The organism is Pseudobacillus wudalianchiensis (assembly GCF_001685015.1).
In the GTDB taxonomy this organism is placed as follows: Bacteria; Bacillota; Bacilli; order Bacillales; family Domibacillaceae; genus Pseudobacillus; species Pseudobacillus wudalianchiensis.
This window is the reverse complement of the sequence record NZ_MAYT01000005.1, coordinates 40,516-66,976: the sequence shown is the minus strand read 5'-3', so window position 1 is coordinate 66,976 and position 26,461 is coordinate 40,516. Positions and strand designations below refer to the sequence as shown.

Sequence of the window (26,461 nt, the reverse complement as noted above, 5' to 3'; positions counted from 1 at the left end):
TTTAAATCTTCAAACAAGATTTAATATAAAAACTATAATAATACGTAATGGTACACTTGAAAATGCAAAGTTTTCCTACACTGCAAAACCCTTTTGCATTTTTATATATGTTTTTATGTAATTTAGAAAAAATATTAGACATATCAGTTTTACTTATTATTTCATAAAAGGTTTAAAAAGTAATTTTTTAATTAATGGACGGTTTATAAACGTCTAATTTTACTAAAATCTCCATTAAAAAATCATTCATCACGGGAATTCACCTTCGTTCCATCTGTCCATTATTAAAAAAATTAATTCCTCTAGCGTCTCTTACTTTAAAAATGTTTCTACTGCTATTAAACCTGTATTTAGACTCCCTCTCTTCAACACTTCAAACACAAAACCCTAATGTCTTTCACAATAGTTTCTTTTAGCTCTAATTGACTTTATTTCTGCTTGAAGCGTATGCTATCTATCATTGCTCAAGTGAGATCATGGACATTAGTTAACATTGAAATTAAAATTTAAAAGAGGAAGGGTAATGTACCCTTCCTCTTTTATGCAATAGCTTATACGTAATGCAAAATGAGACGTTTGTGTATCGGACAGCTAGGTGCCCAAGTCCACTAATGCCTTGAATAGCAACAAGATTGCCGGACCGCGCTCTGCTATTTCCTAGTGCACTAAACGTTGTTTCACCAGCACACATACCTTCATACTTTTGCCGAAGTTATTGTATTGAAAAGCCCAATTTCATAAAGGCTGATTATTTAAATTCAGAATTTCAAAAACTGCCGTTTCAGCTGACTGAAGTGCCCCTTCCAGATGACCACCAAATTGTGAATTAGTCTCAGTACCGGCAAAAATAACTTTCTTTTCCCAAATCCCTGCCTCTGTTGGTGGTCCGTAACTCGGAAAGTCTCTATGCGGCTCCAAGCCGTTCTCAACCGCCGTTTCAGAATCCTTGGCCCAATCCTTATAAAGGATCGCCCTTACATTTTGAGCTTCAGGTCCAAAGAGCCTCTCCAATTGGTCAATAACCAATTTTAAAGTTTCCTCCTCACTGAGTTCTTGGCGTACCTTTGCTGGTGTCCCAAGGAAACCAAATAATGCACCAGAACCCGTTTCAGGAGAAGCGTCATGGATTTCTTGCAAAGATCCAACCCAGCTTGATACGAATCCTTTTTTACACAATTATATGATTGCACCGTTTATAAAAACAATTCTCTTTTTATTTTATACTTTTTACTCAAAGCCAAAGATATTGAAGTTTTTATAAAATAGATCTTTTCACTAGTTTTTTAAAATTAACTAACTATATTTGAGAGTCATTATTAAGCAATTGAAATACCAGCTTGCTCTCCCTGCTCAAATTCCATCTATAAGTGGTCTTTATTCAATGGCTGTTTAAGGATGTGTATATATTTTCACCCCAAAAAACACCTATACCCGAAGATGCTAGACGGTTTTTTGGTTGTAAATGAGCTAGCTCCTCTTTGCAGCTGTGTTCATCATTGTTTAAAAGTAAATTTCTCTTATACATTTCTTTTTCTAATAGATTTATAAAACCTTCTGGCAGCTTTTGTGTTTTATCAAGTTTTACGGCTTTTTTATATGCATCAATTAGCATTTCATCTGTTAAGTGTTCCATTCTCTACAAATCCTCCTTAAATTTGAAAACTCAATAAATTACATACAAACGTGTATAACAAACTTAAGCCACCCTTTCCCCGTTGGTATTCCTGGCTGGAAAGAGTGGCTTTTCAGTTGGCGAATCAAGACTTATTCTTTACGAGAATTATGAACTACGCTTAATTTTGTAATATTTCCATCACTTGTCTAACCGAATTGACAGACCTGTCAAGCGCTTTCTTCTCTTCAACAGTAAGCGGCAATTCAATAATACTTTCAATTCCCTCTCCTCCAAGGATGGTCGGGACACCTAAGTATAAGCCCTGATAACCGTACTCTCCCTCAAGAAAGGCAATAGATGGCAGGATTCTTTTTTTATCTCGGATGATGGCTTCCGCCATTTCAACGAGGGCTGCTGCTGGAGCATAATAGGCACTTCCATTCCCTAGCAGGTTGACGATTTCGCCTCCGCCTTTTCTCGTTCTTTTCACGATTGCTTCAAGCCGGTCGCTCGGGATAATCTTTTCTAAGGGAATTCCGCCTGCATACGAATAACGAACAAGAGGAACCATATCATCTCCATGTCCGCCGAGAACAAATCCGGAAATATCTTCTACAGAAACTCCTAGTTCTTCCGCAACAAACGTGTTGAACCTGGCTGTATCGAGTACTCCTGACTGTCCGATAACCCGGTTTTTGGGGAATTTAGTTGTTTGATAGCAGACATATGTCATCGCATCGACTGGATTACTTAATACTAAAATGAAACTATCCGGGGCATAGTCTTTCACCTTCTCTGAAATGGAACGCATGATTTTGGCGTTCGTTGAAACAAGATCATCACGGCTCATTCCCGGTTTTCGGGCAATGCCAGCCGTAATGATCACCATATCTGCCCCTTGGATGTCTCCATAGTCAGCCGTTCCTTTAATCCGTGCATTAAATTTTTGTACCGGCCCTGCTTCAAGCAGATCTAGTGCTTTTCCTTTCGTAGGATTGCTTTGCTCTGGTGTATCTACTAGAACAATATCCCCCAAATCTTTTTGGGCAAGCAGTAGAGCCGTCGTTGCGCCGGTAAATCCTGCCCCGATCACAGCAATCTTCGGTCGCTTAAATGCCATTGAGCTTGCTCCTTTCTAACTTACTGTTCTTCTCCCTCTTTGGGCATTTGATCCGTTTTTTTTCGATTTGAGCGATTAGAAGCCGTTGCGGCCTTGGCAGTTTGTTTCTCCTCTGCTGCAGATGTTTGAGTCAGCTGTTTTGGCTTTTGAACAATCGTATAGGTCTCCTCATCAATACGAGGAATCACATGAGCAGAAACTAACTCTCCGACACGCTTAGCTGCCTCTCTTCCTGCTTCAACCGCCGCTTGGACAGCTCCGACATCTCCCTCTACCAAAACAGTAACAAGTGCCCCATCAATTTTTTCCTGGTTCACCAGTTCCACGCTCGCTGCTTTTAACATGGCGTCTGCTGCTTCAATCGAGCCGATTAATCCGCGCGTTTCAATCATTCCAATTGCCCTTGGCATCTTCTTCACCTCTTTCTACTGTTGTGCAATTTCCGTGGAATCGACAATTCCTATAATGACGGCATCAATCGGAAGAGGGTTATCCGGCATAATAAACCTTGCTGACCCGCCTTCTGTAATAATGACCTGATCTCCTATTCCTGCTCCAATTCTGTCAGCTGCAATAATAGGCGTATGGACAGGTGCCCCATCCGGGCGGATAGGCTGCACAAATAACAGCTTTAATCCGGTCAGCCCTTCTTCTTTTCTCGTTGCCCACACATTACCAATAACGGTTCCCATTTGCATTTCCTCACCGCCTTACTCGTCGATCACTTCGATTTTCTTTCCTAATTCACGCGCTGTATCTTTGGCAAGCGGTGTAACAATGGTTGTTTTTCCAACACGGATAACCGGTCCATCCAGTTGTTTCACTTCATGCTGTGATAAAAGCTTTCCTTCAAATAACGGGATGATCGTTTGCTTTTCTTCTATTAAAACAGGGGAATGACAAGTAGACTGTGTCTGTCCTGCCGAAATGATTTCACCTGTCTGTCCAGTGCGGATAAAGCCGGAATTCGCCTCATCCGTATCAATATGCATTTCAAGGCGGTAGGAAGGCGACACACGGATCCGAACTCTTTCAAATGTTATTGGACGTTCTGTTTCTGCTCTAACCTGAACATACTGGCCATCCTCTACTCCGAAACGTCTAGCGTCATCGGGAGCCATATGAATATGCGCCTGCGCAATAATTAACCCTTCATTTAAGTAAACACTGCCTTTGGGACCGATGATTGTTATTGGAGAAGACCCCTTAATATCACCGGATTGCCGAATAGGTGGGGTGAGTCCTAATTTGAATGCATCCGTCTGACTCACCTCTACCTGTGTCAAATGCCGGGAAGGCCCGAGCACGCGGACGCGCTCAATCGTGCCTTTCGGACCTGATAAAATGACCGTTTCCTCTGCAGCAAATTGATTCGGTTGCGACAGATCGCTTTTCTTCTTTAATGTATAAGACTGGCCAAATAAAATAGCCAAGTGCTGTTCAGATAGATGAACATGACGGGCCGATACAGCAAGAGGAACCTGATTGGGCTTTTGCACCGCCTCTTTCCTGCCTAACTGTCGGACCACTTCCTCCACAATGGATTGAATCCATTCTGGTTCCATAAGCGCTCACCTCTCTTTTTACGATTCTTTGCTTATTCTGTAAACTCAGGTGCTTTTGGCAGGATGGACTCTAATTCGTTATGCGGACGCGGGATAACATGAACAGAATTTAATTCTCCAACACGCTGAGCTGCTGCTGCTCCAGCATCTGTCGCTGCTTTTACTGCTCCAACATCACCACGCACTAATACTGTTACAATTCCGCCGCCCACATGTACTTTGCCAACTAAGTGAACGCTTGCCGCTTTTACCATTGCGTCTGCTGCTTCAATTGATGCCACTAATCCTTTTGTTTCAATCATTCCTAATGCTGTCATTTCTCTTGCCATTTTATATTCCTCCTAATTTTTATTTGCTATATTGTTCAATTACTTTATTTACAAGCTCGGCTACTTCCTTTACATCAACTTGTCCGCTTTTTCCCATCGAAGCAATCACGCTTTTAACAACCTGTTCAGTATCCGTGTTGTTCACTTTTAAATCGGATGATGTCTGGTATGTTCCTTTTCTTGGAATACTGACTTCTTTGATGCCGTAAGCCATCCGTTTAATGTTAAGCAAATGACGGGCTGTAATATTGTCAGAGGTGATGTTCCCTCCGAAGGATCCGCAGCCAAGTGTCATGGATGGTGCAAGTCCTGTCGTACCACCGACCGCTCCGACTGAAGATAATGTATTCACTAAGATTCTGGACACCGGCATCTCAACAGCAAATTCCCGTGCCACCTTGTCATCTTCTGTATGGATCGATAAACTATGCCCCCGGCCGCCAAGATCGAGTAGACGGCTGCATAATTGTTTTGCTTCATCCTTGTTCTCTGCCGTATATAAGGCAAAAATCGGTGAAAGCTTTTCCAAGGAAAACGGAACATCTTTGCCGATTTTCGTTTCCTCTGCAACGAATAAACGAACCGAGTCATCAATATCAATGCCAGCCAGACTAGCGATAAAAGCTGGGCTTTTGCCAACGATTTTAGGATTGACTTTACCAGGTACAGGTGAAATGACCTTTTCCATACGAATCTTTTCTTCCTGATTCAGTAAATAAGCTCCGTTCTTCTTCAGCTCTTGCAAGGTGATGGATAAAATGTTTTTATCTACGATGATGGCCTGCTCTGTTGCGCAAATGGTGCCATAATCAAAGGACTTACTGTCTACAATCATCGAAGCGGCCTTTTGTATATTGGCTGTTTTTTCGATGTATACAGGCACGTTTCCTGGCCCAACACCATAAGCTGGTTTTCCGGAGCTGTACGCAGCCTTCACTAAGCCGCCTCCCCCCGTTGCCAAAATTAAATGGACATCAGGATGCTTCATTAGGGACTGCGTCGCTTCCATAGAAGCATATGACAGCCATCCGATTAACCCTTCTGGGGCTCCTGCTTCCACTGCCGCTTTTTCACAAACCTTCAATGCTTCAATGGTGCATTTCACAGCGTAAGGATGCGGGCTCACCACAATTGCATTGCGTGTTTTCAAGGCAATTAATGTCTTAAAAAAAGCAGTGGATGTTGGATTAGTCGTTGGAATAATAGCGGCTACCACTCCAAAAGGCGCGGCAATTTCTACTATTTTCTTTTCTGTGTCTTCCCTAACGATACCGACAGTCTTTTCATCTTTAATAGATTCATATACTGCTTTGGATCCTACTTCATTCTTTATCTTTTTATGCTCTGCTACGCCCATGCCGGTTTCTTCTACTGCCATAACAGCCAGTTCATAAGATTTTGCATAGGCAGCATCCGCGACAGCTTTGACAATGTGGTCCACTTGCTCCTGCGAATAAGACAGATAGCGCTGTTGAGCTTCTTTGGCTTTTCTAACTGCTTCCCGCATTTCCTGAATAGCAAGCAAATCGCGGTCGATTACTGCAGTCATACTTTCACACTCCTTTAAGACTAATACTGCTCCATCTCTTAATAACGAAGCGGGTCTTTTATCAATTCGATGATCGTTTCACGAAATGCATCCGCAGCTGCCTGGCAAGCTGATTGACTTCCCGTTAACAAGCCCCCGCCATAGTTGGTTTCCGACGGCGGTTCGAACAGCTGGCAAATCTCCACGTCTGCTGCTTTCAAGGCTGCATCCAGCCCATAAACCGATTCGAGAGGTGGAGCAATTAAATAGGCGAGCGAATCCCCTTCCTTGATTCCTGCCAGAGAAGAGAGATAGCTTCCGGTCCTCGAAACAACGTGAGCGTATAAAAGATGGCTTCCTTCTTCATTTAACGCTTCAAAAAAAGCCCCAGATTCAACAATGGTCTCTATGGCTTCCAATCCACTTCTCACTTGCTCAGGTGTTGCTCCCGCAATAATCCCTATCATCTCTCCTGAGAGCGGACCCGAGGAGTAATTGGCTCCTGCATAAAACGATTTGGCATACACAACATCGACATCCGCATATTTTGTCGCTTCATCAAGTGCTGTGTAGCCGACATCATCACTTGTTACGGTAAACATTCCGAGACTGCGATGGCTGTCTTTCAACTTCAACTTTTCTGCCAAGCCTTGGTCAACATTTGGAATCACCCGCATAGCGAGGATGTCAGCTTTTACATGAGGTAAGGGCATCTGTTATTCACCTCTCTAGCTTTCTTTTTGAACAAGCGATACACCGCTAGCCTGGTATTTTAGAATTTTTTGAACGATTGTTCCAAGATAGGCTCCTGCTTCAACCGGCGGAATACCGCCTTTATGGATATTAGAGACGACCATCCGGTCCGCTTCGATGACTCCTTTTCTCGGCTTGTAGCACATATACGCACTTAGTGACTCAGCGCTGACAAGTCCCGGTCGTTCACCGATTAACATGATGACCACATCCGGTGTCAAAATTTCTCCAATCTCATCCATCAATGCCACGCGGCCTTTATCGACATAAAAAGTAGTCCCCATGTCGATCTTTAAGTTATTCAGCGACTGTTGTAAAGATAGATACACGTCTTCTATATTGGCTTCAACAGCCTTCGCGCTCAAGCCATTAGAAATGACCACTTGGACGGTGGGTGAATTTTGGCACCGATCTTTAATAATTTTTCTCGATTCATCTGACAGCTGGCGGCCGCGATCAGGGCGGCGGATGTACTCCTCTTTGTCCTCCACACGGGTATGGACAGTGAAAACCCCGAGATTCTCCAGTACATCGGCAGATACTTCCCCATATACAGCATCAACTGCCGCAGCATGATCGTAACGGAACTGAAGCCACGTATTGGTTTTAGGGCGGCTGCCGGCCCGGCCAACCGCAATTCGTGAAGGTGTTTTTTGACGAAGCTCTTCCAGTTGCTGTTCCTTCTTTTCTAATTTCAAAGAATCACTGCATGTCCTGGATTGATGAGTCTTCTGTTCTTTTCTCTGTATAGCTTCTTGTCGAACTGGTTTAAGCTCAATCCGTTCCAAATTCTGTTCAGTTGCCTCAACGGGTGCAGGGTTCTTTGGGGACGCGCTCCATAAAGCCACTTCTGGTTCTTTAGGCGGCTGCTCTTGGTTAAGTTTTTCTATCACAAGCTTCGTAATCGAAGCAATCAGTTCTTTTTCCATGTTTCAGCCTCCTATCTTGAAAATAGTGTTGGATCGCCAGCATATTTGCTGAGCCGTCCATTTTCCCAAATGCCCATTTTCTCAAGCCACTCAGCAAATTCTGGAGAAGGAGATTTCCCCAGCGTTTGCCGCAGGGTAGCAATATCGTGGTAGCTCATAGACTGATAGTTCAGCATACAGTCATCTCCCATTGGAGTAGCAATAATAAAGTTTACTCCAGCAGCGGTTAACAGCACTCCGAGGTCTTCCATATCATTCTGATCTGCCCGAATATGGTTCGTGTAGCAAATATCTACTCCCATCGGCAACCCATGCATTTTCCCCATGAAGTGGTCTTCAAGGCCAGCCCGAATGACTTGCTTACTATTGTATAAATATTCCGGACCAATAAAGCCGACCACGGTGTTCACAATGTAAGGGTTGTAGTGCCTGGCAAATCCATAGTTTCTAGCCTCTAGCGTCATTTGATCTATTCCGTAATGCGCTTCTGCAGACAACTCTGAACCTTGGCCTGTTTCGAAATACAGACGTTCAGGGCCACTGCTTGTGCCAAATTTTTTCGCCAACTCAGCTGCCTCGTGAAGCAACGGAGCAGAAATCCCAAAGGAACGATTCGCTTTCTCTGTACCTGCAATACTTTGAAAAATCATGTCAGCCGGTGCTCCTCTTTCAACGGCTTTCATCTGAGTGGTTACATGAGCTAATACACAATTTTGGGTCGGTATCGCCCATTCTTGAATAAACTCGTGGCTCGCTTCTAAGAGCCTCTTCACACTCTCTACTGAATCATCGACCGGATTAATGCCGATAACCGCATCCCCAACCCCATAGGACAAACCATCTTTCAATGAAGCGATCATCCCTTCTACATTATCAGTTGGATGATTGGGTTGAAGTCTTGAAGCAAGCGTTCCTTTTTGCCCGATCGTAATGTTGCATGTCGACAAGATTTCGATTTTACTGGCGGCATGAACAAGGTCAAGGTTAGACATCAGCTTTGCTACTGCTGCGATCATTTCGCTCGTTAACCCTTGGCTAATACGTTTTAGGTCTCGGTCACTCGTCTCATTGTCTAAAATGTATTCACGCAATTCAGCAACGGACCAATTTTTTAACTGCTCGTAAATAGGTTCGTTTATATCTTTTTCAATAATGAAAGATACTTCATCTTTTTCTGCTTCAATGAGCGGGTGATTGCGAATATCAGCTAAGGTAATGTCACTTAAGACCGACTTAGCTGCAATTCGCTCTTGCACCGTTTCGGCGGCGATGCCAGCCAGACGGTCTCCGGACTTTTCTTCATTTGCTTTTGCGAAAAGATCTTTCAAATCGTTAAATTGAAAGGTCGTTCCGCCCATCGTTGTTTTAAGATTCAACTCCGCCTTCCTCCTTGCTTTATGAGTGAAAAGTGAGGGTTTTTATGACTACCGGCACTACTCCGGACTGAAGAACCTGGCCGATGTCCATGTAGCCCCCTTGCTCGATATCGATTTGATCAATGCACAGTATGCTCTGCTCTGGCTCCAAAGCCTGCAATGTCTGCCCGAGAACTTTCGCATGATCGCTCTGTAAAACAATAATAAATGGCTGAAGAGGATCGGGCTTTAGTCGCCGACAGGCAATTAGCTTTTTAGCAATCGACTGGATATCCCTAAACTTGAGATAGGGGATATCCGTCAAATAAAGCACAAAGTTTTGTCCTTCTCCCCCTGGATCATAAATCGCAATCGCTTCTTCTACGCTGCTTTGCAATTTAGCCAGCCCTACAGCGGTTTCATATTCAAACGAAACCTCTACGACGGGCAGGTTTTTCTGTGGCAGTTGGCTGCTCTCTACCTGAATCGTGGCTCCACTAATATTTGTCGTTTGGGTGCCGGCCCCGAGAACCGTTGCTCGGACTGTTTCATTTGGCTTTTTCCATTCATAGTGCTGCAAACCCGGTTCCCGTCTCAACGCAGAGGCGAGTTCTATCCCAATGTCATCGTAGACAGCCAAAGAAGCATTTTCCTCTTCTAATTGATAAATACATTCCGATACGCCGCCTGAAAAAACAATGACGTCAACGTCTCCACTCCATTGTGGAGGATGGCCTAATAAAAGTACTTCATCCTCCATTGTCATTGACTTTGATAAAACATTTGCCATCACTGTGGCCATGCGTCGTGTGATTTTCTGAACGTCCGGATGATATTTACTATCACCTATCTGCACTGTCCAGCCTTCCTGACGGATAAGCTTTTCCACAGGAGGAGAAATGCTTTTGATCTGTTCATCTTCAAATTCAATGAGCCTACCGCCTACATGAAGTGTACATGTGCCAGTCAGCCTGCCGTCTTGGTACACCGCAATATTCGCTGTACCACCGCCGATATCGACATTCGCCACCGACTTGCCTGTTTTTTTAGAATAACCATAAGCTCCAGAACCCTTGGCTGCGATGATCCCTTCTAAATCCGGCCCTGCTGCAGCAACTAAAAATCCTCCGGCATGTTCGGATAAATGATGAACCATTTCCTCTGCGTTTTGCTTCGTGGCCGTTTCTCCCGTAATAATAACGGCTCCTGTTTGGATTTGGTCCGACGTCACGCCTGCCTTCTCATATTCACTTTTTACGATATCATCGACCGCAATCATATCAATCGTTGTGGCGGATAATAACGGAGTTCTAAAAATTGGGCTGCGATATAAAATTTCTTTGTCAATGATTTCAATTCTTGGTACATGTGTTCCTCCGGCTAAATTCATGAGTGAAAATCGGCTGATGACCAATTTTGTTGTGCTCGTACCAATATCGATTCCGGCACTTAATAACGTTTCCACACGGGATGCCAGGCTTTTCACACTTCTGCACCACCTTAAAAAGCAAAAAGACGCCTCCGGGAATCGATTATCATCAAATTCCTCAGAGGCGCCTTTGCCTGTTTCTATACTTTTGTAAATATAATAATCTAAATATAACGAATAAACATCATTTTGTAAAGGTTTTCACCTAAAAATAAAATCATACTGCCTACGTACTGCTGCATACTCTTTTAGTTCCTGTAAGGAATTACAGGCAGCAAGGTCCCGCAATAGTTGAATTCCTTTGCCAGTAATGGACGAGGTCACTACAATGGGTCCGTCCGTTACAGCTTGCTTTAATTTTTGGATGGTTCTTTCTATATCGGCATCAGGATGATCAGCCTTTGTCACAACACCGACCGACAATTTCGGAATGCCAGAGCTAAATCCCGGGGGAAACACCATTTTGTCCCCTGTGGCATCCTGAATATAAAAAACGTGTGTGACTTCTAAAGCTGTTGCCATAATATTTTTATAAAACAAGGGATTTTCTGTATATTCGCCCGGTGTATCCACAATCCAGTCATGATAAACAAGAGACTGTGTCTTGACTGCTTCTACTTGTTTGCCTAACAAGGCATTGGTTAAAGTGGATTTGCCCGCTCCAATGGAACCAATTAACATAACTCGATTCATCATGTTCTGCCTCTCCTTATGATTTTGTTATTTTCGAAGAGGTATAGCCCAGTTGCTCAGAAAGAAAACGATTAATTTCAATCATGGCCATCTCCACTTCCGAGACGCTTCCGACAATAACCAAACTTCCGGTAAAACGGTCAAGAAAACCAATCGACACACTTGCTGCTTTTGTAGCGAGGTCTCCCGCAATAATGACTGTCTCACTTGGAGTCAGTGTCAATATTCCAAGTGCCCCTGCTTCCTGAATGCCAAGTTTTGTATACATATCCGGATCAGGATTGGCAATTAAATGACTAAGTGTTATTTGCTTGCCAGGAACGAATTCCTGAATAAACCGCTGTTTCTCTTCACTCATCCTTGCACCTCCTTTTGTACCGTTTCTCGTGCTTGTATGTTCTCTTCAGCTATAGGATCCCCTTCCTCTAAATACTCCCCAGGACGGATGGTACCATTTGCACGATCTTCCTCTTCAAGCCGAAGAGCCGTCGGCACGGACAGCCAGTAAGCAAGACCAATGGCAATAACTCCTGCGGAAATCTTCCCAATGAGGACAGGCAAAATTAGGTTAGGCTGAAAATTAGCTGTAAAGGATAAATGGTCACCCAACAGAAAAGCTGCACAGACAGCAAAAGAAATGTTAATAACTTTATCTTTTGGCCTCATATAACGAACAAGCTGGAACATAGCCAGTATATTCGCAATGGTAGCAAGAAGACCGGCACTCCCTGTTGAACTAAGACCAATTTTTCTGCCCCCTGCCTCTAACGGTTTTGCCGCATACTTACGAAGCAAGTAAACCATTGGAAATGCACCGGCCAGCATAATGCCAATATAGCCGGCTGTTTCTAAGGCCCGGAACTGGTCTTTCTTATCCGCCATAATGGGATCGAAGCCCCATGCGCCAAACAAACTGGAGAAGGCTCCTGTAAAAATCTCCACAATCGAAAAGACCAGCACTAGCTTAATCGCTGCATCCATCACTTTCCCAAAAATCATAAAGCCTTGAATCATCATTTTCGGGAAGAATTTCAGCCCTGCTGCAATCGCCACTACGAAAATAAGCAACGGCAGTAAATTCACCATAATTTTGCCGTAGGATAAAGCAAACTCATATGTTGAGTCACTCGTTGTATTAATGACATTACGCACTTTCGTATTAAATAAAAGAGTTAACACACTCGCAATGAATGCACCAATCGGAATCGTTAATACACCTGACATCACGCCTAGCGCCATGTATTTGTGATCTCTTTTGTCCAGCATGGCCAGTCCCATAGGAATCGAAAACACGATGGTCGCACCGGCCATATAGCCGACAATCATGGCCATAATCCATCCTTCATATGTTTCTTTTAATACATTGGCTAATTGGTAACCGCCCATATCTGTTGCTAAAATAGCGGTAGCTGCAATGGCCGGATCAGCTCCGACGGAGTTAAAAAGCGGTCCAATCACTGAATCAATAAACTGTGACAAAAATGGAATGGACGCCATGATCCCCGCTGCCGGGACAAAGATGTGACCGACCGTATGCAGGCCATTCATAAATTCCCTTCCTAGACCTTCCTCAGGATTGCGGATCGCCGCAAAAGCTCCTAAAACTGCACATGTCATAATGATATACACAACAATATTGCCAATCATGCTCATATAACCCTCTCCTTTTTTCATTAATTTAAGTATAAAATGCAATAAAAAAACAGACTCCTCCCGGTGGCTTTGTACCATCGTTAAGCGTCTGTGCTTACTTACTATTCACTTGTTATTTAGGATTCTTTATATTTAGCAATCACTTTCTCAGCTGTCTGATTCATAGATAGCCGATGCTTCATGCTGAATTTTCTCATCTTCTGATAAGCTTCTTCTTCAGAAACAGCCAGATTCTTTATAAGCAGTCCTTTCGCTCTTTCGATGAGCTTTCGCTTTTCCACCTGCTCATTCGCCGCTGTAACGGCTTCCTGCATTGATTTCATTTTAGCGGCCTGATTCAGTGCCACTTCGACAGCTGGCAGCAAATTCGCCTCAGATACCGGTTTGACAAGATAGGCCACTACATTGGCCTGCTTTGACTTTTCTACAAACTCTTTCTGACTATAAGCCGTCACTAAAATAATAGGGGCATCAAGCTTGCTGGAAATGATTTTCCCTGCTTTCAACCCATTTAATTTAGGCATTTTAATGTCCATAATGATTAAATCTGGCTTAAGCGCAAAGGCAAGCTCTACTGCTTTCTCCCCGTCGCCCGCTTCTCCTACTACTTCATATCCATTATCCTGTAAAATGGAGGAAATGTCTAAACGGATCAGCGACTCATCTTCCACCAGTAAAATCCGCTTCCTCATATTCCTTCACTCCCTCCTGCTCTAATGTAAATGACACGATGACAGTCGTTCCGGTTGAGGAAGATCCGATATAATATTCGCCGGATAAATCATGTTCAATTAAGTTTTTTACGATATCTAATCCAAGCGACCGCTTCACTTCTTTTCTCATCCCTGTCCCATTATCGCTCACTGATAAAGTGACATCGCTTTCCTGTCTCGTAAACCTCACATCAATTACCCCAGAGGACCGATGTTTAAATGCATGTTTGATTGAATTTTGGACAAGTTCATTGACTACGAGTGCAATGGAGACTGCTTTTTTAGAATCAGCCAATATTTGCTCCCCATGACACCGCAATTCAAGCGCAGTTTGCTCACACCCGCCGTTTTGAATTAGCATTTGTGCGATTTTATTAGATAGGCCGACGATATCCACCTCGTCATTATCCACATTGTCGCTTGCTAAAATAATTTCATAAACGGAGGCGATGCTCATGACCCGGTTTAAGCTATCCGTTAAATAACCCCGGCTTTCTTCAGATACACCTTTTCTGATCTGCAGCCGCAGCAAGCTGGCTACTGCTTGCAAATTATTTTTCACCCGGTGGTGAATTTCCCGGATTACCACAGATTTAACAACAAGCTCTCTTTCCTTCATACGCAGATCTGTGACATCACGGATTAGAATCAGCATGCCTTTTACTTGATCCTGCTTATAAATATCCACCTTTTTGACTTCCAGAAAAAATTTAGCTACCTGAATTTCTTCAATAACCAGATCCTTATTAGAATGAATTACCGGCTTAATAAAAGGCAGTGCTTCCTCTGCAGGCTTTCCTTCACAACCGTCTATGTTGTACACCTCGGCAATGAAAGTTTTAGCCGATGGGTTTGCATAGACAATATTTGTGGAGGCATCCACCAAAATAAAATGTTCTTTCATAATATCCGATAGAGCGGGCCGCTCATGGTCAGTAAAGAAAAATAATTCCCATAACATTTCGGTTGCCGGGGAAAGCGATTTCATTCTTTCCATCTCTCTTGGTTCATTCTCTTCCTTAATAAGCATGCCAATTACCTGACCATTATCGTTCTTAATGGGGGTGACACTTTGTTTAACGAAAATACCCCGTTGTGTTACTGCTTTATTAAAAAGAACACTTTTTCCTGTTCGAAGAGAGAGAAAGACGCTTGGTTCAAATTGCTCATACACGACTGTTCCAACATACGGCTCGTGATAAAGCGTTTTACCGGTAGAAGGAGAAGCTTCCGCCACGACAATGGCATTGGTAGAATCTTTTATCTGGCAATCTATAAAGACATTGGTCCCCGTTAAATCGGCAATCAATTGAAGTTGTCTAGAAACTTCCTTAATCTTCTCTATCTCTTGTTTATCCAATGAAGTATATTCCCGGCACAAAGAGTCAATTTGAGCACAATTTAACACTAGTCCACAACCCTCTATTCTTCATTAATCTTTTTAAAATTGCAAATAATTATCCAAATTATAATTTAGAAACAGAACCAGTGTCAATCTTTCAAGTAAAAAACTGAGGGTTCATTTGTCTATCAGCTAAATAGATTTTTCCACTTATTTCTAATGAACAAGTGAGATACTTGCCTGATCACTGTCTTCATGAATTGCTTATTTTGGCTAGTAAGATCTCAATCCTTGCCGCCCTTCATGACTTTTAACTCCATCCTATTTGCTTCGCCTCTTTGATGCCTTCTTGATTCAATCGATAACCGAACGATTCTTTTTAAGAGTTCCTCATCCAGCAGCTGGTCTTTCTCTTTATCTCTTCTCGTTATAAATTTTGGCCATGTAAATTTGAGCTTTCTCCACATCGTTAACTCTCCTTTTATCCATTCCTTAATTAGCGGATTTTCAAAACTCTTACTTTTTAAATCTCGTTTATAAAAGAGCCTTAGTATTGATAAACCTTTTGTTCCTTTCTTACAAGCATGGACGAATACCATCCTGTTGGTTTCCTAAAGCCCTGTATCCCTATTCTCCTATTGTAGCGAAAAAAGACTAGAAAAAACTGTCGAACACCGTCGGTGATTAGACAAATTTTTCGTGTTTTGACTAAAAGTAATTCCTACACAAGTGCCCCTGCCAATTCACTAGGCAGGGGCACTTATGCTAATTGATAGATCTGTCTTCTCGCCTATCCACGCTCTTTCTGTCTCTTGCTCTATTGATTTCCCCAGTTTGATGGGACTAGAATAAAAAACGCTTCTCTTTCTACCTTCAGCAAGATAAAAGTCCTGTCGGAAGTGCTCTATCCTTTTCTCGTCCGGCTATTTCTTTTGAGAGATCCAGCTTTCAAATCATGTGCAACTATACAGGAGGATTCCTTCTAATCAAAAGGAACGCTGTCTCTCATGATCACATCGATCCTTTGAGCTTCACTTTTAGAAATTCTTTTCGGGATCACTCAAAAACAGCTAACAACCTGCTGGACAGCTCGTAATAAACTATAAAATAAGGGTTCTACATGAGGACGAAGACTGATTCTATAAAGATCGACTTTTGCCGATAAATTAATTTACTTTACTTGTGGATCAACATGATACTATTCATTACCGCAATCGAGTCAGTTTAGGGTTGTTATCGCTGTCGGCTTCGATTAATGATCTACGCTGGCCTTCACTTCTTTTAAAGAGTCCTTTGCTTGCTTCTTCCAGAACAATGTAATAACGATTCCTAGAGACAGGATCACAGTCGCAAAGTAATAAGGATAATTAATATTTATATCAAATAATATCCCCCCTAGAATGGGTCCGCTAATATTTGCTAAGCTTGTAAACATAGAGTTCATTCCACCAACGAAGCCTTGTTCGTTCCCAGCAATATTTGAAAGATAGGAAGTAATGGCTGGTCGAAATAAATCAAATCCAACAAAAACAGTAAATGTAACAAGCAGGATAGAGAAATATGAATGAACAACAGTCATTAAAAAGACAAGTAGGGCCGATAATATTAAGCTATATCGAATCAGTTTAATTTCGCCCCAAATTCGTGTAATCCTATCAAACAGGATGACTTGCGAAACTGCTCCAAAAATCGCCCCACCTGTAATAACGATCGCTATATCGGATGGTGTAAACTGAAATTTATGGTCTACAAAGAGACTAAAGAACGATTCAAAAGCTGCTAAACCAAATGAGGCAATAAAAATTAAAATAAACGCAAGGAAATATTTTGGGTTAATAATACGTTTGAAGCCAGTCGTACCATTTAAGGTTTGTTCATTATTATCTTCTTTACGGTTCGGCTCAGTTAATAAAATAATGGAGAGTATAGCCGCAATTACACCAAGAGCTCCTGCAGAGAAAAAAGGGATACGCGTGCCAAATTCCGCTAAGAATCCACCAATACCTGGACCAATGATAAACCCGGTGCTAATGGCAGCTGACATATAACCTAGCGCCTTTGGGCGATTATCCAGATTTGTAATATCAGCAATAAAAGCTGTAACAGCTGGCATAATGAACGCTGCACTAATTCCGCCCAAAATACGGGAAATAAATAGAATTTCGATTTCTCTGCCCATCCCAAATAAAAATTCTGAGATGCCAAAAATAAATAGACCTATCACAATCATAATTTTTCTACCCGATTTATCTACCGCTTTCCCTGCAAATGGTGAAACAATCAATTGAGCAATGGCAAATGCTGCGGTTAAATAACCAACTGTTGTTCCAGTAATGCCTAATTCATTCATCAGCGTAGGCAAGACTGGAATGACAAGGCCAATTCCCAAAAAGGCTATAAATAAATTCATTAATAGTAATCCTAAGGTGACTTGATAAGTCCTCATCTTTTACCTTCTCCTTAACAAACTAATTGTCGTGATCGCAAACTAACTTGTTTTGTTTTTTTACAATTCCTATCCTAGTGTATATAGTAACTATATAGTCAAGAATGGAGCTGTAAAAAATGAATAAAAAAAATGTAAAATATTTAACTACAGGGGAATTCGCGAAGCTTTGCAAAGTAAACAAACAAACACTCTTTTATTACGATCAAATTGGGCTTTTCTCTCCGGAGCATAAAAACGAAAAAGGTTACCGTTATTATTCAATTCGCCAGATAGAGCTATTTTTTGTTATCGATTTATTAAAGGACCTTGGCATGTCACTAAATGCTATTCAACAATATATGCAAAATAAATCCCCTGAAAGGTTTTTATCCATCATGTATCAAAAAAAAGAAGAGATTATGAAAAAACGCCAGGAGATCGAAACGAAGGAAAAAATTATCGATACAAAAATCGCATTGATGGAAGAAGCATTACATCTTGATTTACATCAAATTATGCTTGAACAATTACCAGAAGCAACGCTTTATTTAAGTAGAAATATCGAAAACATAACTGATGAGGAATTTGTAGAGGTCGTTTCAGATTTTGTTAATGAATTGGACATATTACAACTTGATACAGGTTATCCGATAGGCGGAATAACGAAACGGGAGCAAGTATTAAAAGGAGAATTCACTAATTATAGCTATTTATATATCGAGCAGCCGAATCCCAAGGAAGGATATCCATACTTTAAAAGTGTAAAGGGTGAGTTCCTCAGTGGATATCATATAGGGGATGAGAGCACCATACATAAGACATATAAGCGACTTTTCTCAGAGATGGATCGCTTGAATTTAACCTTAGGTGAGTATGTTTTTGAGGAGTATATTTACGATACAGTTGTAATGAATCGCAAGGAGCATTATGTCACAAAAATTATGATACAAGTTAATCAATTAGAGAGTTAATTTACAAAAATATTTGTATAGGGGAAACTGGAAAAGTCCCCTTATACTTTTGACTTTAATCGGCTTTTTAGTCTTGTCTATGGATGGTTTCCCATCCACTCGACATAATACTCATCCTTTTTTAATAAAGCTGTACCCTTTATTGCATTAAACTGTCCATTAGTTTAAGCGAGCTACTTTACAGAGTTTAAAAAAACCAGACAACAAAGGAGAGAATATGACTTCTCTCCCCTCAATTAAATAAAAGAACTTATTTTCCCTTCTTAACTTCATGAAGCAAATTCGGGAAGTTTGTGAACATTCCTGTAACGCCCCAGTCAATTAACAACTTCATTCTTTCTATATCATTTACTGTATATGGATGGATTTCAAGCCCATTGTTAACGACCTTTTGTACATATTCTTTGTTTAAATATGTATGGTTAGGACCTACTCCAATCGCATACTCTTTAATGGCTGCTACTTCTTCATCTGTTATTGCCGCATTTGTTTTATAAGATAGCAATTGAATTAGCTTAACGGATGGATCGAGTTTATGCATAATTTCCAAGCTTTGTGGGCTGAAAGATTGAACAAGCAGTGTCTCTTTATCTATACGGTATTTATCAATAAGGCGTAAAAGTTCTTTTTCCATGCCTGGGTAAATGTCTGGTGACTTTGTTTCAATATAATATTGATTATTTTTCCCGAATTTACGGAAGATTTCTTCAAGAGTCGGTACTTCTAATCCTACATAATCTGGATTAGCGTATTGGGGATATTTTTCGTTAAACCAGCTTCCTGCGTCTAATTGCTTAATTTCCGCTAATGTGTAATCTTTAACAAAGCCTGTCCCATCCGTTGTCCGATCCACTTTTTCATCGTGCATGGCGATTAATTGTCCATCCTTGGTCATCTGTAAGTCAATTTCAATATAGTCCCCATGCATTTTTTCTCCCATTTCATAAGATACTAGAGTATGCTCTGGAGCATACCCTGAAGCACCACGATGTGATACATTTAAAATATCCTTATGTTTTTCTTTCGCAGAGGCCATCCCTCCTCCAGTGATAACACTGAGTCCTAATACAAGAGCACCAAAAGCAGGTAACCATTTTCCTCTCAATCTACACCTCTCCTATTCTTTCATTTATTTGAATAGATTACCTATTAAACATAGCAATCGAATATTAATTTTTGAAAGGATAGATGTAAAAAGAATATAAAGTTTTGTATGCTTTATTACTTATAGTTCCTGAAATACTTTTCACCAAAATAACGGAAGACCCAATTTGACTCGAGGGTGCTACCAAATATTGAAAAAGACAGTCAGCTCCCTATTTTTATATAGGAAACTAACTGTCTTTTTTAATTATTTGAAGCTCCGGTTTAGGAATGTTCTCGTTCGTTCAAACTGCGGGCTCACAAATAGCTTATCCGGATGGGCAGTTTCGACAATTTCTCCATCATCCATAAAGATTACCTTGTTTGCTACCTCCTTAGCGAATCCCATCTCGTGTGTGACCACAATCATCGTCATTTGATCTTTTGCAAGGTCCTTCATGACTTGTAATACTTCCCCTGTTAATTCTGGGTCCAAGGCAGATGTCGGTTCATCAAATAACAGAATATCGGGGTTCATCATTAATGCTCTTGCAATGGCGACTCTTTGTTTTTGTCCACCAGAGAGATTCGCAGGATAAGAGGCTGCTCGATTAGAAAGCCCGATCTTTTCTAGGAGTTCGGTGCTTCGTTTTTGAATATCTTTGGATGACTCTTTTTTTACTAATCTTGGAGCGAGCTCTAAATTTTCTTTAACCGATAAATGCGGAAAAAGGTTGAAATGTTGAAAAACCATCCCCATTTTAGAGGTGATTCGCTTAATTTCCTGTGGTTTCGAATAGATCCCATCCTGTACTAGGCTTTCGCCGCCAACACGGATACTTCCACCATCTATTTTTTCTAAATGTACTAAGCTTCGGAGCATCGTACTTTTCCCTGAACCCGATGGGCCGATCACTGCCACTACATCATTTTTATTTACATCGAATGTAATCTGTTTAAGTACCTCTTGTTTCCCAAATGATTTTTTAAGGTTCTGTATTTCAATAATAGCCACTTTCACCATTCCTTCTATTCAAATTTGAATCGCTGTTCAAGCCATTTAAAGAACATCGTTAATAAGAGTGTCATGATTAAATAAATAATTCCAGCGACCAAGAAGGGCACAATGGTAAAGTCACGGTTCACTGCAGTTTGGGCAAAGTGTAACAATTCTGGTACGGCAACTGCATAAAGAAGAGCAGTATCTTTTACTAATGTCACCGATTCATTCGCAACAGCAGGAAGTGCAATTCTAAACATTTGCGGCAGAATAACACGTGTCGTTGTTTGCCATTTATTCATAGAAAGCACTTGCGCTGCCTCATACTGGCCTTTATCAATCGCTAAAACACCGCCGCGGAAAATCTCAGCAAAATAAGCGGCATAATTCAAAATAAATCCTATGCAAGCAGCAACAAAGCGATCAAATACTAAGTATTCACCTACTACTGGAAGCATTGGTAACCCAAAGCAGATAAATAAAAGCTGCAGCAGCAAAGGTGTTCCCCGCATAACATAAATATAAGTATGAGCCATCCAAGATAGTGGTTTAATGCTGCTTCTTACAGCAAGCATTAATAAGAATCCTAATGGAATTGAAATGACAATGGCGACCAAAAACAAGAGGACTGTCATTTGTGCCCCCTCTAGCATTGGCCCTAAAATTGAGAGAATATAATCAATAGACATAAATAAGCCTCCAAAAACAAAACAGGGTTCCCAAAGGAAATCCTGTTTTGCTTACTATTCCTTATTGTTTTAAAACTTTGTCCTCACCAAACCACTTTTTAGAAATTTTAGCAGCCGTTCCATCTTCATTCATCTCATCGAGCGCTTTTTGAAGCTTTTCTAGTAACTCTTCATTTCCTTTTTTAACACCGACTCCATATTCTTCAGGCGCAAGAGACTCTTCAAGTACCTTAAAAGAACCTTTTTCTTTCGACATATAATAGTCAGCAACAACCTCATCAATTACTACAGCATCTAAACGTCCACTTCTTAAATCCGTTAACGCCATCACATTATCGGAAAACTCAGTAACTGACTTAATTTTAGATTTAATTGGGTTGGCATTTAATGCGTCAGAAGCAGAGGAAAGCGATTGAAGTCCGACTACTTTTCCTTCTAAATCATTTATTTTCGTTATTTTTGAATCCGCTTTTGTGACAATAACCTGCGCATTTTTTAAATAAGGCTTCGTGAACAAGACCTTCTTTTTACGCTCGTCTGTAATGGTATATCCATTCCAGATAAGATCAATCCGGCCACTGCTTAGTTCAGATTCCTTTGTTGCCCAGTCAATTGGTTGAAATTTAACCTTTTCTCCCATTTTCTCAGCTGCAGCTCTGGCGTAGTCAATATCAAAACCAACAATCTCATTTTGTTCATCTCGGAATCCCATAGGGGCAAATTTATCGTCCACACCTATTACTAACATTTTTTCGTCTTTGTTTTCTTTTCCAGCCGTCTCTGACCCTGAATTTGAGCAAGCTGAAAGGAGTAAAAATACCGCTGCCACCATCAGTAATCTAGAAAATAATCGTGTCATGCCAAAAACCACCTTTAATAAAGTATATTGTTGCGTTAAGTCACTGCCACCAATTAGTAGTCTATTATCCTACTAAAACTTTAATACGATAATGTATTATAGTAGTAATGTAATAAATAAAGTTTATACAAATCAAATAAGCATGTCAAAGGTTTTTTTAGTGTATTAGCGAACTAAAGGATTTAGGCCAAAAATACAAGCTCTTTTTAGTCCAGACAGGCATAAAACAAGCTGGCGAAAAGTTGGCCTTTTACCTTTTTTTGGTAGGTTAGCCTATGAAGTATCATAGAGGCCTTCAGTAGAACTACATTCATTTAATTCAAAATTGAAAATTCTCGTAAGTCCATAAAAAAATCCTTTATACTGGATAGACAGGTAGTTTCTTCCTAATCGCAATATAAAGGAATACATGATGGATTATTTTTATTACTAATAAATTTTTACTCTTAGTGAAACGCCTCAAAGTCTCTATGAAGACCGGGAGATCAAGCATTCTCATACCCCAGCTCCATTCCGCATGGCCTGCACCAACATATCCTATGTACCAGGTTCCCGCCAATGGGAGCTTTATTTTATTACCAGCTAAAAGTTTTTACAGTTTTATAGCCGTTTAATTTTTGTAAACTCGGGTTTAAATAACCATATGGTTCAATAATGTCAGGAATCACTTTTTTGTATGGTTTTACTGTAAATGTATAAAAGGTTGAATTGGCTCCGTAGAAATAGGATTGCCACACTAATTCTGAACAATAAAGATATGTCCGATCTTTAGGATTAGATGTTACCTTATATGACCGATTCTTATACGTTCCGACTATGTAACTATTATAAGCGTATTTTCCAGCTTTATTAGCGATCGTGCTGCTATTTGATCTAACTACTTTGGTTTTGGGGTACTTTGTTAACCAAGTGGATATACTCATTTTATGTGGCTTGCTCTTATTGTAACTTGGATGAGAATGAACGATATTTTGCCCATCACTTGCTACAATTCCTGCATGCCCAGTAACACCTCTACTACTTGTATTCTTTGTAATGACGATATCTCCAGGTTTAAAATTGAATCCTTTGTAAGTAGCTGCCTGAGCGCTATAAGTAGAAAAAAGGCAAAATACAACGAAACAAGCTACAAATACAGATACTATAGTTCTAATTGTTTTCATTTGTTTACTCCTTTCCCAATTGATGAAATCCATAGTATACTTTATAGCATCGTTTCTTTTTGGTAAATATTTCAATAGTCGTATTCTTCCATTAGTAAAAACGCACTATGCTTTGTTGTGTATAGAGTGTCCTCAAATACAAAAACCAGCATAACATCTGCCTCCCTACTTAACTAGCTACCTTTTAAAGACGAGGGAAAATCCCTCTTTTTAGTGCCTCTCCCCCAGGTTTTAATTATAAAAATGGCAGATCAAGAAGAAAATACTCTTTAGCCGCCTAAAATAAAATCAGTTAATGGATTTGATAATTTTTATTGAAAGAAGTATATTTTTTTGCTGCATAGGAAGCTAAAACTTCACAAAGAAAAATAAAAGAACTAAAAAAGATATATTCTTCCCTCTAGACAATTGTCTTTTCGGAAGAGAATTTGTTAAGAGCAAGTATGCATTTTCTTCTAGGCGAGGAGCCACTTAATTCCATAAAACAATCGGAGCTCTCTCTTTGATTCATAAGAAAAACCCCTGTGTCACCTAACACAGGGGTTTCATTGGGCATACTCTTAACTAAACAGATCTTTATCTAATTATGATTCTTTTGCGGCTGCCGAAATTTCTGACTGCCAATCTTCTCCTGGCTCTTCATCCAGCACAATGTTATAAATCTTCCATTTACCGTCTGATCCTTTTTTCAAGTAAGCTGCTCCAGAAGCGTCTACATTAACAGAGAATGACAGGTCTGGTGACGTAAAAGAAACTTTATATTTCAGATTATCGATACGCACTTCTGCTAGCCGTTTATGAACCGCCACTGCTTTAAGGGAATGAACGCCGATCGGTTCCATCGAGAGCGTGCCATCTAATTCCTCCATGTCACCGCCCAGTGTCATGCTGCCCAATGAATAAGACAAGTAATAGCCCGTTGTGGTTTCACGGTACAGTGCTTCCAGTGCCGGCATGTTTTCTTCTTTCATCAGTCGAATCTCTTCCTGAATGTTGCGGTCTACTACTTGTGTGACAGCTTGTTTATCTTCCGGCGCACCTGCTTCCTGATTCATAGCGCGGTCGAGAATCGCAATCGCTTGTCCGCGAGTGGCAGGATTTTGCGGCTTAAATGTATCGCCGTATCCTTGAATAATCCCATTGGCTGCCAGTTTCACAACAGCCTCATAGGCAAAGCTTTTAGCCGGTACGTCCTTGAAAGTCTTGATGGATGTCGGAAAAGCTACGCTTCCTTTAAACGCCCGGTAAATCATAACTGCCATTTGATCACGCGTGATATTTTCATCTGGATAAAATTTTCCGTCAGAGCGTCCCGTGATAATGCCTTGACTGCTGGCAATGCGGACGTAGTTATAGTACCACTTAGCTGATTTTACATCAGAGAATTCTTTGACCTTTGCTCCCTCTTTCAGCGACAAGGCGTTCACTAAGATTTTCGTGAACTGCGCCCGTGTTACTTTCTCATCCGGACGAACTGATACATATGAATCCTCATATACTTCGCCATCTTCCTCATATGTCTCCGTTTCCACGTATCCATCAATAATATCTGTATAAATAAAGCGTTCAATAGATTCGTAAAACCGAGGGTCCGGACTGACATCCCCGATATCATAACGTTCAATCGGCTTGACGGCTGCTAACGCTGGCGTCGCAGCAAACAAGCTGACTGATAAACATAAAGCTAATAAGACCCGAAATCCCTTCAAATTCTTTCCTCTTTTCTCTATAAATTTAATAATATGAAATCTATTATAACTTATGAAGAAACAAGAAAATAGACTAGTTTTACAGGTATTTAATTTATTTTTTTACAATTAAAGTAAATTGTTTGATAAACTATAGAGAAACCTATAAGGGGCTGCCTCCAAGAGTATTTTGCAACAGATCCACAAGAAACTAAAAGGTGAAAAGGTTTTATCTTAGCTCCTTATGACAGTTGGTTTAGTTATCGAGATTAAAAAAAGGCAAAATCACTTTAAAGAAATTCTCAAAATCACTTGTAGGCGTATCTAGTAATAAAGGGACCACTCTTACCATTATCATCCTTAAAAAATGGATATGCACTGGCCCCCTTACATTACGTCATCCCTATGCAACAAAATTGATGGAAGAGACAAACGGTCTCCGCCTTCTCATGAGGCAGCTTGGATATACACCTGCTGCAACAGCAACACTTTACTCTAATGCGGAACAGGAAAAAGCTAAACAAGCCGCTCGCCTGCTTGGAAACAGACGAGAGCACGGCATAGATTAAACGGATCTGTGCCGTGCTTATTTTTATTCTAGTTTGTATATATGATTATTATATGAATAGCTCACCTTTACTCATCATTCAGAGGACTATCGGAAAATCCTGATTGATAAATATCTTGTCCAAATAACTTCGAGGTTTATCTTTTATTACTCGGTGCGAACCAGCCGATCAAAGCGATACCGATTAGTACTCCATAGAAGATGAGAGTCCAAATGGTACTATGAGGAAAATGAGGATCTAAGATACCAATATCATTATGGGCAAGTGTAATGACAGCAAGTTTGACACCGACCCAGGCAACAATGGCATAGGCTGTTGTTTCCAAGGCTGGACGTTTGCCAAGAAGTTTTACAAACCAGGTTGCTGCATACTTAATTAAGATAAGGCCAGCAATACCTCCAAGAAGAACAACAATAAACTGTCCCCCATCCATGCCGCCGAAATCCCCAAGCGGTGAATCTGGAAGGCCAAGGGCAAGAGCAACTGCAGCTAGAATTGAATCAATGGCAAAAGCGAGGTCGGCCAAAGCAATCTTTCCTACTGTGGGCCAGAAGCCTTTCCCCGAGGCTTCCTTTTGATCATCCTTATGGACGTTCTCATGTTGTTTCCCGAACCGGGCTTGAATGATATGCTTTAAACCTAAGTAAAGAAGATAGGCTGCTCCTATAGCCTGTACTTGCCAGACGTTTGCGATAAAAGAAATCGCAAAAAGAGCAGCAAATCGGAAAGCGAAAGCCATGATGATTCCGTAATTTATAGCCCTTCTCTTCTGATTTTCGGGTAGGTGCTTGGCTATAACAGCGAGTACAAGGGCATTGTCAGCGGATAATAGTCCTTCTAATCCAATTAAAATTAACAATGCCCAAGCATATTCTAGCCAGAGGGACTCCATCTACTTTCCTCCTTTCTAAAATAAAAAATTTTCTGTAAAGGTTACGTTAACAATAGGATGGACAAATCCGCCACAAGTTATCCTAAAGAATAGGC

At 40.8% G+C, this 26,461-nt stretch carries 26 protein-coding genes and 1 pseudogene; 1 reads left to right on the top strand and 26 read right to left on the bottom strand.

Annotation, left to right across the window (positions count from 1 at the left end; translation table 11 throughout):
- Positions 1 to 735 precede the first annotated feature (735 nt).
- From A8F95_RS06495 to norA, 19 genes and pseudogenes are all read right to left on the bottom strand, one after another.
- Positions 736 to 1,176 (bottom strand): FAD-dependent oxidoreductase, encoded by a 441-nt coding sequence (locus A8F95_RS06495; RefSeq protein WP_065409807.1) that lies wholly within the window; start codon positions 1,174 to 1,176, stop codon positions 736 to 738.
- 202 nt (positions 1,177 to 1,378) lie between these two features.
- Positions 1,379 to 1,633, bottom strand: a complete 255-nt coding sequence (locus tag A8F95_RS06490; protein WP_065409806.1) for a sporulation histidine kinase inhibitor Sda — start codon at positions 1,631 to 1,633, stop codon at positions 1,379 to 1,381.
- 160 nt (positions 1,634 to 1,793) lie between these two features.
- Positions 1,794 to 2,735 (bottom strand): malate dehydrogenase, encoded by a 942-nt coding sequence (gene mdh, locus A8F95_RS06485; RefSeq protein ID WP_065409805.1) that lies wholly within the window; start codon positions 2,733 to 2,735, stop codon positions 1,794 to 1,796.
- A 20-nt stretch (positions 2,736 to 2,755) separates the two neighbouring features.
- The gene (locus tag A8F95_RS06480; protein WP_065409804.1) at positions 2,756 to 3,145 is read right to left on the bottom strand and encodes a BMC domain-containing protein; all 390 of its coding nucleotides are present in this window, start codon (positions 3,143 to 3,145) and stop codon (positions 2,756 to 2,758) included.
- A 15-nt stretch (positions 3,146 to 3,160) separates the two neighbouring features.
- Positions 3,161 to 3,433, bottom strand: coding sequence for a EutN/CcmL family microcompartment protein (locus A8F95_RS06475; RefSeq protein ID WP_049661843.1), 273 nt, complete (start codon positions 3,431 to 3,433; stop codon positions 3,161 to 3,163).
- 237 nt (positions 3,434 to 3,670) lie between these two features.
- Positions 3,671 to 4,300, bottom strand: a pseudogene (gene pduL, locus A8F95_RS06470) (phosphate propanoyltransferase); the annotation flags it as partial.
- A 32-nt stretch (positions 4,301 to 4,332) separates the two neighbouring features.
- Positions 4,333 to 4,629 (bottom strand): ethanolamine utilization microcompartment protein EutM, encoded by a 297-nt coding sequence (gene eutM, locus A8F95_RS06465; protein ID WP_049661841.1) that lies wholly within the window; start codon positions 4,627 to 4,629, stop codon positions 4,333 to 4,335.
- Positions 4,630 to 4,648: 19 nt separating this feature from the next.
- The gene (locus A8F95_RS06460) at positions 4,649 to 6,178 is read right to left on the bottom strand and encodes an aldehyde dehydrogenase family protein (protein WP_065409802.1); all 1,530 of its coding nucleotides are present in this window, start codon (positions 6,176 to 6,178) and stop codon (positions 4,649 to 4,651) included.
- 38 nt (positions 6,179 to 6,216) lie between these two features.
- On the bottom strand, positions 6,217 to 6,870 hold the full coding sequence (gene eutL, locus A8F95_RS06455; protein WP_065409801.1) for an ethanolamine utilization microcompartment protein EutL: 654 nt from the start codon (positions 6,868 to 6,870) through the stop codon (positions 6,217 to 6,219).
- Between the two features lie 15 nt (positions 6,871 to 6,885).
- Positions 6,886 to 7,839, bottom strand: a complete 954-nt coding sequence (eutC, locus tag A8F95_RS06450; RefSeq protein WP_065409800.1) for an ethanolamine ammonia-lyase subunit EutC — start codon at positions 7,837 to 7,839, stop codon at positions 6,886 to 6,888.
- 11 nt (positions 7,840 to 7,850) lie between these two features.
- Positions 7,851 to 9,197, bottom strand: coding sequence for an ethanolamine ammonia-lyase subunit EutB (locus tag A8F95_RS06445; RefSeq protein ID WP_095407453.1), 1,347 nt, complete (start codon positions 9,195 to 9,197; stop codon positions 7,851 to 7,853).
- A 37-nt stretch (positions 9,198 to 9,234) separates the two neighbouring features.
- Complete coding sequence (locus A8F95_RS06440) at positions 9,235 to 10,680, bottom strand: ethanolamine ammonia-lyase reactivating factor EutA (protein ID WP_065409798.1); 1,446 nt, start codon at positions 10,678 to 10,680, stop codon at positions 9,235 to 9,237.
- A gap of 144 nt (positions 10,681 to 10,824) precedes the next feature.
- Positions 10,825 to 11,319 carry a EutP/PduV family microcompartment system protein gene (locus tag A8F95_RS06435; protein ID WP_065409797.1) on the bottom strand — a complete coding sequence of 165 codons (495 nt, stop codon included), beginning with the start codon at positions 11,317 to 11,319 and terminating at the stop codon, positions 10,825 to 10,827.
- 13 nt (positions 11,320 to 11,332) lie between these two features.
- On the bottom strand, positions 11,333 to 11,674 hold the full coding sequence (eutS, locus tag A8F95_RS06430) for an ethanolamine utilization microcompartment protein EutS (protein ID WP_065409796.1): 342 nt from the start codon (positions 11,672 to 11,674) through the stop codon (positions 11,333 to 11,335).
- Positions 11,671 to 12,969: an ethanolamine utilization protein EutH gene (gene eutH / locus A8F95_RS06425; RefSeq protein ID WP_065409795.1), complete on the bottom strand. Its 1,299-nt coding sequence runs from the start codon at positions 12,967 to 12,969 to the stop codon at positions 11,671 to 11,673. Before eutH ends, eutS begins: the two co-directional genes overlap by 4 nt.
- 116 nt (positions 12,970 to 13,085) lie before the next feature.
- On the bottom strand, positions 13,086 to 13,661 hold the full coding sequence (locus tag A8F95_RS06420; protein WP_065409794.1) for an ANTAR domain-containing response regulator: 576 nt from the start codon (positions 13,659 to 13,661) through the stop codon (positions 13,086 to 13,088).
- A complete protein-coding gene (locus tag A8F95_RS06415) occupies positions 13,630 to 15,090 on the bottom strand; it encodes a sensor histidine kinase (RefSeq protein ID WP_065409793.1) in 1,461 nt (486 codons plus the stop codon). Before A8F95_RS06415 ends, A8F95_RS06420 begins: the two co-directional genes overlap by 32 nt.
- A gap of 218 nt (positions 15,091 to 15,308) precedes the next feature.
- Entirely contained in the window at positions 15,309 to 15,491 is a 183-nt protein-coding gene (locus tag A8F95_RS22035) for a hypothetical protein (RefSeq protein ID WP_141676233.1), read from the bottom strand.
- Between the two features lie 785 nt (positions 15,492 to 16,276).
- Positions 16,277 to 17,470 carry a multidrug efflux MFS transporter NorA gene (norA, locus tag A8F95_RS06405; protein ID WP_065409791.1) on the bottom strand — a complete coding sequence of 398 codons (1,194 nt, stop codon included), beginning with the start codon at positions 17,468 to 17,470 and terminating at the stop codon, positions 16,277 to 16,279.
- Positions 17,471 to 17,589: 119 nt separating this feature from the next.
- On the opposite strand from norA, the gene A8F95_RS06400 reads away from it, so the two are divergent.
- Entirely contained in the window at positions 17,590 to 18,423 is an 834-nt protein-coding gene (locus A8F95_RS06400) for a MerR family transcriptional regulator (protein WP_065409790.1), read from the top strand.
- 250 nt (positions 18,424 to 18,673) lie between these two features.
- Here A8F95_RS06400 and A8F95_RS06395 read toward each other — a convergent pair whose 3' ends face one another.
- The 7 genes from A8F95_RS06395 to A8F95_RS06365 form a co-directional block, all read right to left on the bottom strand.
- Positions 18,674 to 19,528, bottom strand: a complete 855-nt coding sequence (locus A8F95_RS06395) for a glycerophosphodiester phosphodiesterase (RefSeq protein WP_065409789.1) — start codon at positions 19,526 to 19,528, stop codon at positions 18,674 to 18,676.
- A gap of 246 nt (positions 19,529 to 19,774) precedes the next feature.
- Complete coding sequence (locus A8F95_RS06390) at positions 19,775 to 20,521, bottom strand: amino acid ABC transporter ATP-binding protein (RefSeq protein WP_065409788.1); 747 nt, start codon at positions 20,519 to 20,521, stop codon at positions 19,775 to 19,777.
- Between the two features lie 14 nt (positions 20,522 to 20,535).
- Positions 20,536 to 21,195 (bottom strand): amino acid ABC transporter permease, encoded by a 660-nt coding sequence (locus A8F95_RS06385; RefSeq protein WP_049661812.1) that lies wholly within the window; start codon positions 21,193 to 21,195, stop codon positions 20,536 to 20,538.
- Positions 21,196 to 21,256: 61 nt separating this feature from the next.
- On the bottom strand, positions 21,257 to 22,054 hold the full coding sequence (locus tag A8F95_RS06380; RefSeq protein ID WP_065409787.1) for an amino acid ABC transporter substrate-binding protein: 798 nt from the start codon (positions 22,052 to 22,054) through the stop codon (positions 21,257 to 21,259).
- Positions 22,055 to 22,629: 575 nt separating this feature from the next.
- Positions 22,630 to 23,217, bottom strand: coding sequence for a YiiX/YebB-like N1pC/P60 family cysteine hydrolase (locus tag A8F95_RS06375; protein WP_176713639.1), 588 nt, complete (start codon positions 23,215 to 23,217; stop codon positions 22,630 to 22,632).
- 584 nt (positions 23,218 to 23,801) lie between these two features.
- Complete coding sequence (locus tag A8F95_RS06370; protein WP_065409785.1) at positions 23,802 to 24,926, bottom strand: S-layer homology domain-containing protein; 1,125 nt, start codon at positions 24,924 to 24,926, stop codon at positions 23,802 to 23,804.
- A 684-nt stretch (positions 24,927 to 25,610) separates the two neighbouring features.
- Entirely contained in the window at positions 25,611 to 26,366 is a 756-nt protein-coding gene (locus tag A8F95_RS06365) for a TerC family protein (protein ID WP_065409784.1), read from the bottom strand.
- Positions 26,367 to 26,461 lie beyond the last annotated feature (95 nt).

Coding starts and splice junctions, on each gene's coding strand:
- mdh (WP_065409805.1), bottom strand. CDS start 2,735: ATGGCATTTAAGCGACCGAAGATTGCTGTGATCGGGGCAGGATTTACC.
- A8F95_RS06435 (WP_065409797.1), bottom strand. CDS start 11,319: ATGATGAATCGAGTTATGTTAATTGGTTCCATTGGAGCGGGCAAATCC.
- eutS (WP_065409796.1), bottom strand. CDS start 11,674: ATGAGTGAAGAGAAACAGCGGTTTATTCAGGAATTCGTTCCTGGCAAG.
- A8F95_RS06475 (WP_049661843.1), bottom strand. CDS start 3,433: ATGCAAATGGGAACCGTTATTGGTAATGTGTGGGCAACGAGAAAAGAA.
- eutC (WP_065409800.1), bottom strand. CDS start 7,839: ATGGAAAAAGAACTGATTGCTTCGATTACGAAGCTTGTGATAGAAAAA.
- A8F95_RS06400 (WP_065409790.1), top strand. CDS start 17,590: ATGAATAAAAAAAATGTAAAATATTTAACTACAGGGGAATTCGCGAAG.
- eutL (WP_065409801.1), bottom strand. CDS start 6,870: ATGCCCTTACCTCATGTAAAAGCTGACATCCTCGCTATGCGGGTGATT.
- A8F95_RS06365 (WP_065409784.1), bottom strand. CDS start 26,366: ATGGAGTCCCTCTGGCTAGAATATGCTTGGGCATTGTTAATTTTAATT.
- eutH (WP_065409795.1), bottom strand. CDS start 12,969: ATGAGCATGATTGGCAATATTGTTGTGTATATCATTATGACATGTGCA.
- A8F95_RS06445 (WP_095407453.1), bottom strand. CDS start 9,197: ATGGGCGGAACGACCTTTCAATTTAACGATTTGAAAGATCTTTTCGCA.
- A8F95_RS06480 (WP_065409804.1), bottom strand. CDS start 3,145: ATGCCAAGGGCAATTGGAATGATTGAAACGCGCGGATTAATCGGCTCG.
- norA (WP_065409791.1), bottom strand. CDS start 17,470: ATGAGGACTTATCAAGTCACCTTAGGATTACTATTAATGAATTTATTT.
- A8F95_RS06420 (WP_065409794.1), bottom strand. CDS start 13,661: ATGAGGAAGCGGATTTTACTGGTGGAAGATGAGTCGCTGATCCGTTTA.
- eutM (WP_049661841.1), bottom strand. CDS start 4,629: ATGGCAAGAGAAATGACAGCATTAGGAATGATTGAAACAAAAGGATTA.
- A8F95_RS06380 (WP_065409787.1), bottom strand. CDS start 22,054: ATGACACGATTATTTTCTAGATTACTGATGGTGGCAGCGGTATTTTTA.
- A8F95_RS22035 (WP_141676233.1), bottom strand. CDS start 15,491: ATGTGGAGAAAGCTCAAATTTACATGGCCAAAATTTATAACGAGAAGA.
- A8F95_RS06385 (WP_049661812.1), bottom strand. CDS start 21,195: ATGTCTATTGATTATATTCTCTCAATTTTAGGGCCAATGCTAGAGGGG.
- A8F95_RS06375 (WP_176713639.1), bottom strand. CDS start 23,217: ATGAAAACAATTAGAACTATAGTATCTGTATTTGTAGCTTGTTTCGTT.
- A8F95_RS06460 (WP_065409802.1), bottom strand. CDS start 6,178: ATGACTGCAGTAATCGACCGCGATTTGCTTGCTATTCAGGAAATGCGG.
- A8F95_RS06490 (WP_065409806.1), bottom strand. CDS start 1,633: ATGGAACACTTAACAGATGAAATGCTAATTGATGCATATAAAAAAGCC.